At 35.2% G+C, this 14,111-nt stretch carries 12 protein-coding genes and 1 tRNA gene; 4 read left to right on the top strand and 9 right to left on the bottom strand.

Annotated elements, in window-relative coordinates; translation table 11 throughout:
- Positions 1-91: 91 nt before the first annotated feature.
- Positions 92-826 (top strand): YggS family pyridoxal phosphate-dependent enzyme, encoded by a 735-nt coding sequence (locus I215_RS14140; RefSeq protein ID WP_008992667.1) that lies wholly within the window; start codon positions 92-94, stop codon positions 824-826.
- A gap of 272 nt (positions 827-1,098) precedes the next feature.
- On the opposite strand, the gene I215_RS14135 is transcribed toward I215_RS14140, so the two are convergent.
- The 4 genes from I215_RS14135 to I215_RS15770 all read right to left on the bottom strand — a co-directional run bounded on the left by I215_RS14135 (position 1,099) and on the right by I215_RS15770 (position 6,345).
- Positions 1,099-2,289: an IS256 family transposase gene (locus I215_RS14135; RefSeq protein ID WP_008992666.1), complete on the bottom strand. Its 1,191-nt coding sequence runs from the start codon at positions 2,287-2,289 to the stop codon at positions 1,099-1,101.
- A 194-nt stretch (positions 2,290-2,483) separates the two neighbouring features.
- Positions 2,484-2,702, bottom strand: a complete 219-nt coding sequence (locus I215_RS14130; RefSeq protein WP_008992665.1) for a heavy-metal-associated domain-containing protein — start codon at positions 2,700-2,702, stop codon at positions 2,484-2,486.
- Positions 2,703-2,751: 49 nt separating this feature from the next.
- Positions 2,752-5,163 carry a heavy metal translocating P-type ATPase gene (locus I215_RS14125; RefSeq protein WP_008992664.1) on the bottom strand — a complete coding sequence of 804 codons (2,412 nt, stop codon included), beginning with the start codon at positions 5,161-5,163 and terminating at the stop codon, positions 2,752-2,754.
- A 435-nt stretch (positions 5,164-5,598) separates the two neighbouring features.
- On the bottom strand, positions 5,599-6,345 hold the full coding sequence (locus tag I215_RS15770) for a GLPGLI family protein (protein ID WP_008992663.1): 747 nt from the start codon (positions 6,343-6,345) through the stop codon (positions 5,599-5,601).
- Between the two features lie 815 nt (positions 6,346-7,160).
- Between I215_RS15770 and I215_RS14115 the strand changes: the two genes are divergently transcribed.
- A complete protein-coding gene (locus tag I215_RS14115) occupies positions 7,161-8,141 on the top strand; it encodes a mechanosensitive ion channel family protein (RefSeq protein ID WP_162131565.1) in 981 nt (326 codons plus the stop codon).
- 84 nt (positions 8,142-8,225) lie between these two features.
- On the opposite strand, the gene I215_RS14110 is transcribed toward I215_RS14115, so the two are convergent.
- From I215_RS14110 to I215_RS14100, 3 genes are all read right to left on the bottom strand, one after another.
- Positions 8,226-8,558, bottom strand: a complete 333-nt coding sequence (locus I215_RS14110) for a Rieske 2Fe-2S domain-containing protein (RefSeq protein WP_040460531.1) — start codon at positions 8,556-8,558, stop codon at positions 8,226-8,228.
- A 30-nt stretch (positions 8,559-8,588) separates the two neighbouring features.
- Positions 8,589-9,740, bottom strand: a complete 1,152-nt coding sequence (locus I215_RS14105; protein WP_040460530.1) for an NAD(P)/FAD-dependent oxidoreductase — start codon at positions 9,738-9,740, stop codon at positions 8,589-8,591.
- A 267-nt stretch (positions 9,741-10,007) separates the two neighbouring features.
- Complete coding sequence (locus I215_RS14100) at positions 10,008-10,910, bottom strand: SMP-30/gluconolactonase/LRE family protein (protein WP_008992661.1); 903 nt, start codon at positions 10,908-10,910, stop codon at positions 10,008-10,010.
- Positions 10,911-11,148: 238 nt separating this feature from the next.
- Here I215_RS14100 and I215_RS14095 point away from each other — a divergent pair.
- Together I215_RS14095 and I215_RS14090 are read left to right on the top strand one after the other, a co-directional pair.
- Positions 11,149-11,222: transfer RNA gene (locus I215_RS14095), tRNA-Pro, on the top strand.
- Positions 11,223-11,447: 225 nt separating this feature from the next.
- Entirely contained in the window at positions 11,448-12,725 is a 1,278-nt protein-coding gene (locus tag I215_RS14090; RefSeq protein WP_008992660.1) for a site-specific integrase, read from the top strand.
- A 193-nt stretch (positions 12,726-12,918) separates the two neighbouring features.
- Here the strand turns inward: I215_RS14090 and I215_RS16690 are convergent, their stop codons facing one another.
- Positions 12,919-13,002, bottom strand: coding sequence for an HAD hydrolase-like protein (locus I215_RS16690; RefSeq protein ID WP_156800290.1), 84 nt, complete (start codon positions 13,000-13,002; stop codon positions 12,919-12,921).
- Positions 13,003-13,170: 168 nt separating this feature from the next.
- A complete protein-coding gene (locus I215_RS14085) occupies positions 13,171-13,995 on the bottom strand; it encodes a hypothetical protein (RefSeq protein WP_008992659.1) in 825 nt (274 codons plus the stop codon).
- Positions 13,996-14,111: the final 116 nt, after the last annotated feature.

The raw sequence follows: 14,111 nt of genomic DNA, 5'->3' as shown, positions 1-14,111 counted from the left end.
TGAAAAAATTTACAGCAGAAGACCATACGTTTACATCTGTAAAATCGGTACTTAGAAAAGAATTAAAAAAAAAACAAAAATATACAGAAGTATGAACGAAGAAATTCTTCAGAACATTGCCGCCATACAAGAACGGATAAACAATGCTTGTAAAGAAAACGGCAGAAATCGCAATGAAGTAAAATTGCTGTTGGCAACCAAAACCGTGCCTACGGATCGTATCAAAATCGCTTTACAGGCAGGGCAAACTCTGATAGCCGAAAACAAAGTACAGGAACTCAAAGAAAAGTACGAAGTATTGAAAGTTATTCCGCATACCAATCATTTCATCGGGCATTTGCAGACTAATAAAATCAAAGACCTTTTGAAATATGATGTTTCCTGTATCCAGTCGCTTGACCGTTTAAATTTGGCAGAAAAATTGCACCGACGTTTACTGTTTGAAAACAAAACCATAGAAGTATTAATACAGGTAAATACTTCTTTCGAAGAAAGCAAATTTGGTACAAGCCCCGATAATGCCATTGAATTGGTAAAACAGGTGGCACAGTTGGAGACCCTCAAAATAAAAGGTTTGATGACCATAGGTTTATTTAGTGCCGAAACCGAAAAAGTACGCAAATGCTTTCGGTTGCTTAAAGATATTCAACAACAAATCATTGCTTTAGAAATCCCAAACGTCGAAATGCAGGAATTATCAATGGGAATGAGTAACGATTTGGAAACCGCTATTGCAGAGGGAGCAACCATTATAAGAGTGGGTACGGCTATTTTCGGAAAAAGGATTTATCCCGACAGCTATTATTGGAACGAGGGCATAAAATAACTGTATGGACATATTTTACAATGAAACACGGAATAAGTTAGAAACAGCAATCAGCGATTAGGAGATTGAAAGCGATAACCTTTACAACGGATAGAAGCCATTATACCCATTATCACGCAATGCTTGTCCGAAGTAAAGGGATATGTGCTAAAAACAGAGTTCAGGAATATACGCTTGGGATTAAGATGTATTAAATTACTCTCGACGTTTTTTCGACACTATCCCAAAAAGTGTGTAAACTAAAATATCGAGGGTTAGATTCTTACTTAGAGTCAGACCCTTTTTTCATAGATCGTGAGGAACTGATTTAAAATAATGCCCCAGTTCCTAACAGGCATTGTCCATTTTTTAGTGGCTTCCCTGAGGACCAAATATACATATTTCATTACCGCCTCATCGGTTGGGAAGGATAATTTGTTTTTGGTATACTTCCTAATCTTTCCATTGAGGTTTTCAATAAGGTTGGTGGTATAGATGATCTTTCGGATCTCCACAGGAAACTCAAAGAAGACGGTAAGATCCTCCCAGTTGTCTCTCCAGCTTTTGACAGCATAGGAGTATTTGCTGTTCCATTTCTCAGCAAAGTCCTCTAAAGCGGCCTTAGCAGCCTTTTCATTGGGAGCATTGTAAATGTGTTTCATGTCCGCTGTAAAATCCTTTTTGTCTTTCCATACCACATACCGGCAGGCATTACGAATTTGGTGCACTACACAGATTTGTGTTTTGGATTCCGGGAAGACATTCTTAATGGTATCGGTAAAGCCATTTAAGTTGTCTGTAGCTGTAATAAGGATGTCTTCAACGCCTCTGGCTTTTAGATCGGTGAGCACACTCATCCAAAAAGCAGCAGATTCATTTTTTCCTAACCAAAGCCCCAGCACTTCTTTTTTACCGTCCCTGCGTAGTCCTACGGCTATGTAGATGGTCTTATTAATGACCTTGGAGCCTTCCCTGACTTTAAAGACAATACCATCCATCCACACGATCAGGTAAACAGGTTCTAAAGGGCGGTTCTGCCAGGCGACAATGTCGGCAGTCACCTTTTCTGTGATACGGGATATGGTAGAAGTAGACACCTCAAAGTTGTACACCTCACGGATCTGTTCTTCGATATCGCTATTGCTCATTCCCTTGGCATAGAGCGACACAATCACGTTTTCGATCCCGTCGACCATATTACCGCGTTTGGGGACAACCATAGGATTAAAAGAACCTTCACGATCTTTGGGAACCTGTATCATGGATTCCCCATAGGAGGTTCTTACTTTTTTGTTGCCGTACCCATTCCGCGCATTGGAGGTGTCGGATTTTTCATGTTTATCGTAACCCAAGTGGCTGTCTAGCTCTCCTTCGACCATCTTTTCAATACACCGCTTCTGGAGTTGCTTTAAAAATGAGTTGAGCTCATCGCCAGTTTTAAACTCCTTTAAAAAATCGTCTGAGAATAAATCTTCTTTCTTCATACTGTGTAAAAATTTATAATTAATAAAAAATATCGAGGGTCATGACCCTCGATATTTTTTTACTTACACAGTTTACAGGATACTCCCAAAAATATCAAAGTTTTTTATGACACTAGCAATTCCAACTGCAGTCTTGTTCGACTTCATGCAGTAGAAATATTTAAGCTAAAACTCTCTATTTTGATATTTTGAAATTACCTGATGGACTCTGCCTTAAACCCTTTGCTTTTGATAATAGATATTACCTGATCCTCAGTGATTCCTTTCGAACTTACAGTAAGTATTTTATCAGGGTTGTCCGTATCTACTTCCCATTTGGAAATCCCCTGCGAGTTATCTAAATCAGGTTTAACCTTAGATACACATCCACCGCAATTAAGGGTTGTTTTAAATTTAAGCTCTTTATTTTCCATTATATTAATTTTAAAGGATTTTATTTGATTTAATACTTCTGATAAAATGTTATTTTCTCCATTTCAATCGTAAGCTATTACTCACTACGCTCACACTACTAAGCGCCATAGCAGCTCCAGCAATCATCGGGTTGAGCAGGAATCCATTTACAGGGTATAATATACCTGCTGCAATGGGAATACCAATAACATTATAAATAAATGCCCAGAATAGATTTTGCTTAATTGTAGACACTGTTTGTTTTGATAAACGAATGGCTTGCCCTATCTTGGTAAGATCCGAAGAGATAATAGTCATTTTAGCAACATCCATCGCAATATCACTTCCTTTACCCATTGCGATACTTACATCGGCAGTGGCAAGTGCAGTACTATCGTTTATTCCATCTCCTACCATTGCTACTACTTTTCCTTTACTTTGCAACTCTTTTACAAAATCTGCCTTTTCCTGCGGTAAAACTTCCGCTTTATAATGTTTGATTCCAGTTTGGTTAGCAATGGCTTTTGCTGTAGCTTCATTGTCTCCTGTGAGCATATAAAGATCGATATTCATTTCTTGCAGTTCTTTTATTGCCTTAACTGAAGTTCCTTTTATTTGATCAGAGATCGCCACAACAGCTAGTGCCTGTTGGTTATTTGAAAACCATATTACAGTCTTGGATAACTTACTCCACTGATCCGCATTCTTCTGGAGGGATTCTGGGATAGTAATCTTTTTCTCCACTAAAAGATTCTTATTTCCTATGTAATAAGTTTGATTGTCATAATCGGCTTGCACCCCTTTCCCCGTAATACTTTCAAAATTTGATAATTCTATAGCAGGCTCATCCAAGAAGCGATTAACTACTGCCTCAGCCAAGGGATGCTCCGATCGCCTTTCTATGCTCATCAGGATACCTTTTGTAGAATCATCTCCATTATTCCACCTAATATCAGTAACCTTTGGCCTTCCCTCTGTAATGGTTCCTGTTTTATCTAATATGATTGCATTAACATTTTTGGTGAGTTCTAGGCTTTCGGCATCTTTAATAAGAATACCATTCTCAGCCCCCTTACCCACGCCAACCATAATTGCTGTAGGTGTAGCCAATCCGAGTGCACAAGGACATGCGATGACCAATACAGTAACGGCAGCCAGCAATCCATGGACCAGACCGCTTTGTCCTCCCAATATAACCCAAAGTATAAGCGTAACAACAGCAATTCCAATCACAACAGGAACGAAAATACTAGCAATCTTATCCACTAACTTTTGGACAGGCGCCTTACTTCCTTGGGCATCTTGGACCATTTTAATAATCTGTGCAAGCATGGTTTCTTTTCCCACCTTTTCTGCCTCAAACTGAAAACCTCCTTTTTGATTAATCGTTCCTGCATAAACTTTTTCATTTTCGTTTTTCATTACGGGAATTGGTTCCCCACTTAACATACTCTCATCTACGTATGAGTTCCCAGAAACCACCTTTCCATCAACTGCGATCTTTTCTCCTGGCTTTACCAAAATGACATCTCCCACTTGAACATCCTCAATAGGAGTTTGTATTTCAGATCCATTAGCCTGAAGAACCAGTACTGATTTTGGCTGTAAGCCCATTAATTTTTTAATTGCGGTGGAAGTATTTCCTTTGGCCTTTTCTTCCAGTAATCTTCCTAATAAAATAAAGGCAATAATGACCGAGGCAGCTTCAAAGTAAACGTGCGCTTCTAAACCTCTTTGGGTCCAGAAATCTGCAAACAGCATATTGAACACACTAAAAATATAAGCAATACCTGTACTTAAGGCCACCAAGGTATCCATATTAGCGGAACGGTGTTTCGCTTGCTTGAAAGCGGTAATGAAGAAATCCCTTCCCAGCCATAGTACTACAGGTGTAGAAAAAGCCCACATGATTTCATTCCCATATGGCAAGTCCATAAAGAACATTCCTATCAAAAACACAGGTATTGACAATATCACCGCCCAAGTCGTTTTGAATTTCAGTTTTTTAAACTTTTTTTCATGAATCTCTTCAAGGGTTTCTTGTTGCTTACTTGCCTGTTCGATTAATAAGTCATACCCTGCCCCCTGCACGGCTTTTTGGAGTTTAAAAGGATCAGTTATATTTGGGAGATATTCAACGACAAGATTTCCCGTGCCATAGTTTACTGAAGCATTCACCACCCCAGGTTGAAACTTTACTATATTTTCAGCACTTCCTGCACAAGAGGCACATGTCATTTCCAAAACGGGAAAAGTACCTTGTGCTGTGGTAACTCCATAACCAAGATCCCTTACTGCTTTTACTGCATCTTTTACGACTTCAGAATCACTAACAGTGATTGCAACCCTTCGATTATTTATCTCCACGGCATTACTCTCAACACCTTTCACTTTTGACAGTCCTTTTTCAACAATCAATGCGCAGTGCTCACTATCTACATTTTCAAGCGGGAGATAAATTATTTCTTTATTTGTTGCCATAATTCAATTGTGTTAGAAAACATTACAAATTTGGCAATAATTCACAAGCAAAGTATTGTAGTTTTATGTAATTGATTTGTAAGATTTCCAGAATACCTCCTAAAGAGCATTATCGCATCAAGAAGGATGACTGAAATTTATAGCTTAAAGGTAAGTTTAAACATTACGATTCGGGGCATAATGTACGTTCTAGAATCAGAAATCAAAAAGTCAGAAAAGGAATTGCTTTGTTTGTATTGAACATTCAACAAGTTAGTAGCTTTAATTTCAAAACCCCATGAGCTATCATCCTTTTGATAAAACAGAGAAGCGCTGCTTAGATTAAACACATTTTTAGTGTCGATTGTTTCGTTGTGATATATAGCATAGCAATAATCAGCAGTAAGTTTTAAATGGGATATTCCTTAACTCCCTATAATTAAATATAATGTTCCTTTAATTTGCCATCAATTTTTTAAAATCCGCAATTTTCTTCAATAGCAATTGTTCATATTCTTCTTCAGAAACTAATGTGATTTTTTTATTTTTAAGCTCCGGGATAGGCATTTTTTTTTTAAACTCGATGTTAATCGCTTTATACACCATTTCTCCATCGTCTATTTCTAAAATCAAACCTGATAGTCCACCATATCTTGAGGGACCATAGCCCACTGCTATATCAGGACAATACCATGCCACCATTGCGTGAGTGAAATTTCCCTTTGAATTTTTGACTATCCTGCTACTAGTAGCTTTATAACATATATAATTTCCAATTTTCTTTTGATCATCTTTTAACTCCCATTCAAAATCTTGATAATGAACTGTTATATTTGAATCAAAGAAGGAATTAGGTTTATAAAAAACACCCGATTCCCCTGCCCTACGAAAATAGTTTCCTGTATGTGCAATATTTATTGCAAATTCTTGCATTTTACTTGGATTTCCTGAATTGGTCATAGGTGCTTCTTTTAACGTGTAAAAGGTTGAATTATCAGTATTGAATACCAATGATAATTCGATATCTTTTAAATGTTCTGAAAGTCCCGTAACTAATGAGTGGGTCGATGTCCTATTTTCTTTTTGAAGACTTTCTGTGAAGTTGGTGCTTTGGGAAATTTTATAAATAACTTCACCACCACCAATTTGGGAAAAGCTAAGCGTTGTATATAATAATAAAAAACAATAAAAGTATTTTCTCATAATTTTAAGTTTGTTTCAATGGAATTAAACTAAATATACCCTTTAATTAATAAAAATCCCCTAGGATAATCCTCAATAATTGTGATAAGGATATTATTACAGGTTATTTGTTAAAAGCTAAGAACTCCATTGGAACAACAAGGTTAAATTTCACCATAACCACAGATGAAATTATTTCAACCATGGTTAAAGCACGTCTGTTATCGATGAAGTTCACATACCTATGCATATTAACTTTACAATACCAAAGCTAAGTTTTAAGAAAAAAAGAAAATAATATCTGTAAAAATATAAAAAGTGTACCATATTGAAACTAGCCTTAAATCCATAACACCCTAAATTTGTAATTTCTAAAATTAAATAGAATATGACTCCTAATATTCCTCCATTTCAAGTACTGGTAGGATAAAGGTAAAATAGGTACCCTTAGGTTTGAAAGCCTAAAGTAATAATCCTATTTTTGCTTGATATTAAAGTGGTAAACTATATTTCAATTGCATATGTTAGCGGACAGTTTTACGAATTATTTTTATGATTTCTTCAAGGGAATGGGGATGAATGATAGTTTAGCAATATTCCTTCATCTTGTGATAAGTCTAGTTTTATTATTACTCGTCACCTATTTAGTAAGTAGAATATTTCGTTTAATACTCATCAATTCATTGAGATCGATTTCTAAACGAACAAAGACGCAATTTGATGATTATCTATTGAAACACAATTTTTTCTCAAATTTATCCTACCTCCTACTTCTGTTTGTCATAAAGGCCTTTATTCCTTTAATCTTTGCAAGTTTTACCGATTATATCCCAAAAATGGAAACATTTATGGATGTCCTTTTAGTAATAGTTATGATTTGGACTCTGCGGAGTCTACTCAAAACTATTAATAGCTACTTAAAGACTGTAGATCGCCTAAAAGACAAACCTATTGACAGCTATATTCAGGTTTTCATGATATTTACCTGGATAATTGGTTTTGTGCTTGTGTTTTCGATCTTAACAGGAGAAACGCCATGGGAATTTTTAACAGCACTAGGTGCACTATCAGCCATTATACTGCTTATTTTTAAAGACTCAATCTTGGGGTTTGTCGCCAGTATTCAAGTTGCGGCCAATGATACAGTTCGCATTGGCGATTGGATCACCATGCAAAAGTTTAATACAGACGGTTATGTACAAAAGATCAATTTAAACACCGTATTAGTTCAAAACTGGGATAAAACAATTACCTCTATTCCCACCTACTATCTCAATACTGAACCTTTCACGAACTGGAGAGGTATGGAAGATTCTGGAGGACGTAGAATTAAAAGGTCTGTATTCATCCGGGCGTCATCAGTACGGTTTCTAACTCCAGAAGAAATCGATGAACTTGAAAAAATAACAATCCTCAAAGATTATATTCAGGACTGGAAAAAAAATGTTGGCAAGAAAAGAGTGGAGGATTCAAAAAATAAGTCTTTTTTCACCAATGAGCGAAACCTAACCAACATTGGAGTTTACCGTACATATATAAATCTATACCTTAGACAAAGAACTGACATCCATCAGGAGAACTTTTTGCTAATCTGTAGACAATTACCATCGACACCACAAGGAATTCCATTGGAGGTTTACGCATTTTCTAAACATGTAAGTTTCTTGGATATTGAGCCCCAAAAAGGAGATATATTCGATCATTTATTCGCAGTAGTTCCACTGTTTTCACTAGAGGTATTTGAATATCCAAGTGGAAAAGATGGTCGTTCAAAGCAACTCCCAGCTATATATAATATAGGGGCAAATAAAAGTTAAGGTATAAACTTTTAATAGACGTGTTTGTCATTAGACCTAATGCTGGTTCGATCAATTAATTTCGAAAGATTCCAATAACGTTGGTTATTTAATTTTTTTAAGTGGTTTTAAAGCTGGTCCTTCGAGAATTTCCCCATCTGTATTAAACCTCGAACCATGACAGGGGCAATCCCAACTGTCTTCTAACTCATTCCAATGGATTATACAACCCAGATGAGTGCAAACCGCTGAAATAATTTTAGGCTCACCCTGAAATGGCATGTATACTGCTACCCGTTTCCCGTCCTTTTTTATTACCTCTCCCTTTCCTTTTGAGACTTGTAAGATATCTTCATCGGATTGTTTGAAAATCCAATCCTTAACAAGCTGTTCCGTTACATTTAGTTTTTCCTTGAAGAACTTTTTTGCAGATTGCACAATTTGATTTCGAGAAGGTTCAAAGGTTTCCTAATAGGGGTCAGGGTTTCCCTTTATGATATTTGCTAATATTGTTGATGCTAACGTACCATAAATTAGCCCATCTGTTGAGAACCCTGTGGCTATAAATTCATTTGAGCCTGTCTTTATTCTACCCATAAATGGTAAATCATCTGCGGGTTTATAATTCTGACCACCCCATTGGTGGGTGATTTCTTCAACCGAAAACCTTTTCATAAGAAAACTCCTTAGCTCCTCTACATAAATTTTATTATTATTCTTCTGCCCTACTTTATGAGGTTTACCGATGGCCATAATATAATTTCTTCCGTTTCTAGAATAGGTTCTAAAGGAATATTTTTCATCATTTTGATTGAGCCAGAAGATACCCTCAGGACATTCTGCTTTATCCTTTAAAGTTGCGGCCACCCCATATTCTCTATAAGGGCCTAGACGGGAATGATATGATAATTGTTTTCTTTTTGGTGTGTGAGTGGCATGTATAACAATTTTTGCCTTAACCACTCCTGAAGTTGTCAGAATTGTATAATAGTTGTTATCGTCATTTATGCTCTGTACTCGAGTCTGTTCGTAAATGGTACAGTTGCTTTTATCGTGTATCTTTAAGGCGAGTCCTTGGGTATATAATAATGGATTAAATTGTGCCTGATCAAAATATTGTATCCCCTTAAAGAGCTGAAAAGGAAAAGCTTGTTGATCAATTTCACGAACTGAAATGTTTAACTTCTTATCAAATTCTAATTCTTCCTTAATAAATGAAGTTGATGATGAGGTCTCCTGATAAATAAACATTGGTTGTTTCTTAAAATCACAATCAATTTTATATTCCTTGACATTCCTTTCAATTACATCAAAAGCTTTTTTTCTAGCCTGAATAACATTGCGAATGACCTTTTCATCGTATTTCTCCTTAAGAGACACTAATAGTTCTTCGATATTTACGTATAAATTACCAGTGCTTTGCCCAGTAGTTCCATAACCGACCTTTCCACTTTCCAAGACTGCAATGGTAAATCCACTGTCCTTTAACTGCTCAGCAGTCGAAATACCAGTAATTCCTCCACCGATAATAACAATATCTACCGAAGTATCATTTTGAAGTGGAGGGAAAGCAATCTGTTGGTTATACGTTTTCCAAATAGATTCTGAATTAAGTTCCATGAGCTTTGAGATTTAATATTGAATAACCTGTTACCATCATTACAATCCTCAGCTATAGTTTTAAATTAGGAGACTTCATTTTGAAAAAAATCAAAAGTTTCCCATAAGTTACCATTAATTACATCGGAATTGTATTAAAAATAAGCCAAAATGAAGTTAAATTCTGATTTATGCACTTTCAATTACTTATTTCAATGCATATCAATTTATCTATATTCCCCCAATATAATTGTTGGATGTTCTTGTTTGAATTAAATCATATTAGGACTACTCCCAACGGATACCATGAGTTTTCATTTCAATTTTGTAGACTACATCTAAGGCAGTAATAAACAACCAATTGAAATCCTCTCCTCCGAAGGTTACATTGGAGGTCCAGCCTTTGTCTATTTCAATATGGTCAAGTAGATTTGAATTTTTGTCGTAAATATGAACACCATCTCCTGTCAAATAAAGGTTCCCCTTATTATCTAAAGTCATACCGTCCGATCCCATCTCAACAAACAACCTTTTGTTTACTAAATCACCATTTTCAAGGATATCATAAACATAGGTTTTAGCGGCGCTATTATCAGCAACGTAAAGAATCTTGTCTTCGACAGATCCAATAATTCCATTTGGATGATCAAACCCTTCTGCAACCACCCTAAGTGTTTTATAATCAGGCGAAAGATAATATACTCTCGCAGAATCCATTTCAGGTGCCTGACGCTCCCAATATGGTCGTTGGTAATAAGGGTCTGTGAAATAAATACCTCCCTTATCATCTATCCATAGATCATTAGGACCATTAAAATTAGTATTATCAAATCCATCTGCTATAACCGTAATCTCTTCTGGCGACTCAATTTTCCAAAGCTGAAATTTTTCATCAGCACATGAATAGAGCACATCATCATTTCCTATAAATAGTCCATTAGAACGACCTGCATCATCCATAAAAACAAGCACAGTATCCTTCTGGTGATCCCATTTTAAAATTTTATTATTTGGTTGGTCAGTGAAGTACACATTTCCATGTTTATCTTCAGCAGGACCTTCTGTAAATTTAAATCCATCTGCAACAAGTTTTAGACTTGCGCCTTTTTTAATGGGTGAAGAATCTTGTGAAGTACATGCCAGTGTAACTAAAAATAAAAAGGTCAGTGGAAAGAATAGCTTTGTTTTCATAATTTTGGTGTAAGGTTGAAAGTTACTAATTTATATCATAATTTCAGAAAATGGATTTACAATATTCTAAATGGTAAAAATTAACATCTGAATAATAAATAACTCATTTAAAAGAACTTAGTATACACTATAATAAGGGATTAGAGCATCTGTTACTTGGATTAAAAATGACTCATAATATTTTTGTCCTTTTACTTCAATAATCCATTAAACTTTATATTTTTGCAAACACATTTTACGGGATGTGGCGCAGTCTGGTAGCGTACACGCATGGGGTGCGTGTGGTCGCTGGTTCGAATCCAGTCATCCCGACTAAATGGGTTTTAACATAAATTAAAAACCATTTAATTACATGAATATCAATAGAATACATTTTCATTGCATTCAGTTGATATCATATGAAACTATACCTTTAGGTGCCTTAATAGGGGCGTTATTTATTCGGGACGAATTACCTATTTTTGTGAAAATCTCTGGATTTGACCTTCAATGATTTTTGACTTTCGTTTAACTGATTGTTTCATTTAAACGAATCTAATGAAAAACACATTCAATGTTTATTTCTTTCTAAAAACCTCAGGCAGAAAGAGTAACGGACAATTTCCAATCTATGCTCGTGTGAATATAAATGGAAAACGCGCAGACATTAGTACCAAACGTTCAACCAAAATAGAAAACTGGTGTAGAGCATCTGGAAGACTCAATTCTAAGACATCTAACGCAAGAAGTACCAATAAATATTTAGATAATGTATACGCTAAAATATTGGATGCACACAAGCAATTACACATGGAAAACGGATTAATTACAGCCCAGGCCGTCAAATCACGTTATCTTGGTAGTGATAAAAAGGTTACCTCATTGGGCGATTTAATTGAGTATCATAGCCAATATGAACTCCCTAAACTCGAAAAAGGTACAGTTAAAAATTACTCAGCCACCATAAAATATCTGTTCCGTTTCATCAAAAATCATTTCCAAGGCGATGATATTAAACTACAATTCATTGATTACCCATTTCTTGTCCACTTTGAGAACTATCTTAGAAACTGCCCTCCATTAAGAGCTTCACAACCACTGCACCATAATGGCATCATGAAACATATGGAACGATTCCAGAAATTCATGAACATTGCTACAAAATTTGGATACGTACGAACAAATCCATTTAATCTATATGAGCTTAAATTCAAGCCCTACGAAAGCGATTTTCTAGAGCTTCAAGAATTAGATAGACTAAAGAAACTGGAAATACCGGAAGAAGGGTTAAGGATAGTGAGAGATCTATTTGTGTTTGCCTGCTATACTGGACTCGCTTACATTGAAGTAAAACTCATAAAAGATAAAGACATCGTAGTTGGGGTTGATGGTGAAGATTGGATTAATGTTAGGCGTAAAAAAACAAACACCCCGGTAAAAGTACCACTACTTAAGGAAGCAAAAAGAATTATAGAACTCTATTCAATTCATCCGGATATCAAGAACACTAGTTCTTTATTACCGGTCTATTCTAATCAGAAGGTAAATCAATATCTTAAAGTCATAGCACAAAAAGCAGAAATCAAAAAACATTTAACCTTTCATGTAGCACGTCACACATTCGCGACAACTATAACACTGCTCAACAATGTTCCCTTGGAAACGGTCTCCAAATTATTAGGACATACCAAATTATCCACAACTCAAAGGTACGCTAGGGTAGTAGAAAAAAAGATCAGCTCAGACATGAACAAACTTAGAGGGATATTGAATAATGCTCAAAGCACTACTATGGTAAAAGCTACGGATTATCCACACTTGAAAGTTATTCAATAAAGTTTAAAAGAAAAAAATTAATCATTAATAATTTGGGCTATCTCATTAAGTGTGTAAGTTGAAAAATAATGATTGGGTTGGGTTCTACTTTTTAGAGTATAACCCTTTCTTGATATAGAATTAAAAATTGGTCGAAGATTACTCTATAAGCAGAACCAGACAGACCACTCCCTTTGAAGTTGTTTTATAGGGGTCAAAACATCCAACAATTAAAATGGAATTCTTCAGAATCTACTAAAGTTCCATCAAAGTCAAATATTATAGTTTTTATTTTCATAAGCTAGTAGGTAACGGTTACGGTTATCGCAAGTTGCGGAAGTAGGGACGCGGAATTGTCGGCTTAATCATTTTATTTCTTGGTACTTAAAATTACACTTTTTCTACAATACCCGTTATTTGTGATTAACCGATGTTAGCGAGTCGTTGCCTACTCAAAATATAGTTTTTAATTTTTATTATTTTCTAAAAACTTTGCTCGTTCTGTTAGTCTCGACATATAAATTTCATCATCAATTTCAAGATGATTGAAAATTACGCATTCTAAGATTTCATTTAGGTATAACAATAAAAAAGGTAATCGCCTATAAATATAATCCCACTGCGATTTATGGCTTTCTTTTGTACTAAATACGAAATTTATATTCTGAATTTCTGTCTTATTATTTTTGTTCCTGGTTGTTGATGGATGGAGTGCTTTGTTGGACATATTTATTAAACTGTCAGAATCAGAATATTCGAATATGAAATTATATACATCGGATGCTTTTATAGATTTCGTAAATAACATATTCTCGGATGCATTTATCAACTCAATTAATTCATCTTTTGATAGTTTAGCTGTATCAAAATAATCTTCTGTATTAAATTTTTCAAGAAAATCTTCTGTTAGGTATAATCTCAAAATAATTATAAGATCATAGACAAATGGTTTTCTAATAAGTGAAAAAGTCACTGTTAATCTTTCTTGCAATGAAGAAAATAATGCAATTTGTAAAAATTGACATATATCTGCGATTAAAGCATTTAATACGTGACTAGTTACTATTTCATTATGTTCTTTAGATTTTCCATTTCTAGACAAATAATCTAGTATGTTCTCACCGTCTAATAAATCTAGGTCACTTTCTAGATCTATAGTTTGAGTTCGGAGTTTCTTGTATTCATCTTTGAGTATAAAATCCTCAATTTGATAAAGTAAAAATTCACAAGTTTTATGTTTTTTATGGAATTCTTCTGGAAGATGAAGAAAATCATATCTCTCGTTTCTCATATTAGTTTGTGCTTATCAAGTAATGCTCACTAACGGTTTGTATATGGTGCGTTGCTGTCCCGCAGGGCAGCTATGCACTATATAACTTGTGTGTGCCCAGCATGGGCATCTTTATT

The sequence above is a fragment of the Galbibacter marinus genome, from assembly GCF_000300875.1.
Classification (GTDB): Bacteria; Bacteroidota; Bacteroidia; order Flavobacteriales; family Flavobacteriaceae; genus Galbibacter; species Galbibacter marinus.
The sequence above is the reverse complement of the archived record's forward strand: the minus strand, read 5'-3'. Positions and strand labels throughout refer to the sequence as shown.

Coding starts and splice junctions, on each gene's coding strand:
- I215_RS14140 (WP_008992667.1), top strand. CDS start 92: ATGAACGAAGAAATTCTTCAGAACATTGCCGCCATACAAGAACGGATA.
- I215_RS14135 (WP_008992666.1), bottom strand. CDS start 2,289: ATGAAGAAAGAAGATTTATTCTCAGACGATTTTTTAAAGGAGTTTAAA.
- I215_RS14130 (WP_008992665.1), bottom strand. CDS start 2,702: ATGGAAAATAAAGAGCTTAAATTTAAAACAACCCTTAATTGCGGTGGA.
- I215_RS14125 (WP_008992664.1), bottom strand. CDS start 5,163: ATGGCAACAAATAAAGAAATAATTTATCTCCCGCTTGAAAATGTAGAT.
- I215_RS15770 (WP_008992663.1), bottom strand. CDS start 6,345: ATGAGAAAATACTTTTATTGTTTTTTATTATTATATACAACGCTTAGC.
- I215_RS14115 (WP_162131565.1), top strand. CDS start 7,161: ATGGAAACATTTATGGATGTCCTTTTAGTAATAGTTATGATTTGGACT.
- I215_RS14105 (WP_040460530.1), bottom strand. CDS start 9,740: ATGGAACTTAATTCAGAATCTATTTGGAAAACGTATAACCAACAGATT.
- I215_RS14100 (WP_008992661.1), bottom strand. CDS start 10,910: ATGAAAACAAAGCTATTCTTTCCACTGACCTTTTTATTTTTAGTTACA.
- I215_RS14090 (WP_008992660.1), top strand. CDS start 11,448: ATGAAAAACACATTCAATGTTTATTTCTTTCTAAAAACCTCAGGCAGA.
- I215_RS16690 (WP_156800290.1), bottom strand. CDS start 13,002: ATGAAAATAAAAACTATAATATTTGACTTTGATGGAACTTTAGTAGAT.
- I215_RS14085 (WP_008992659.1), bottom strand. CDS start 13,995: ATGAGAAACGAGAGATATGATTTTCTTCATCTTCCAGAAGAATTCCAT.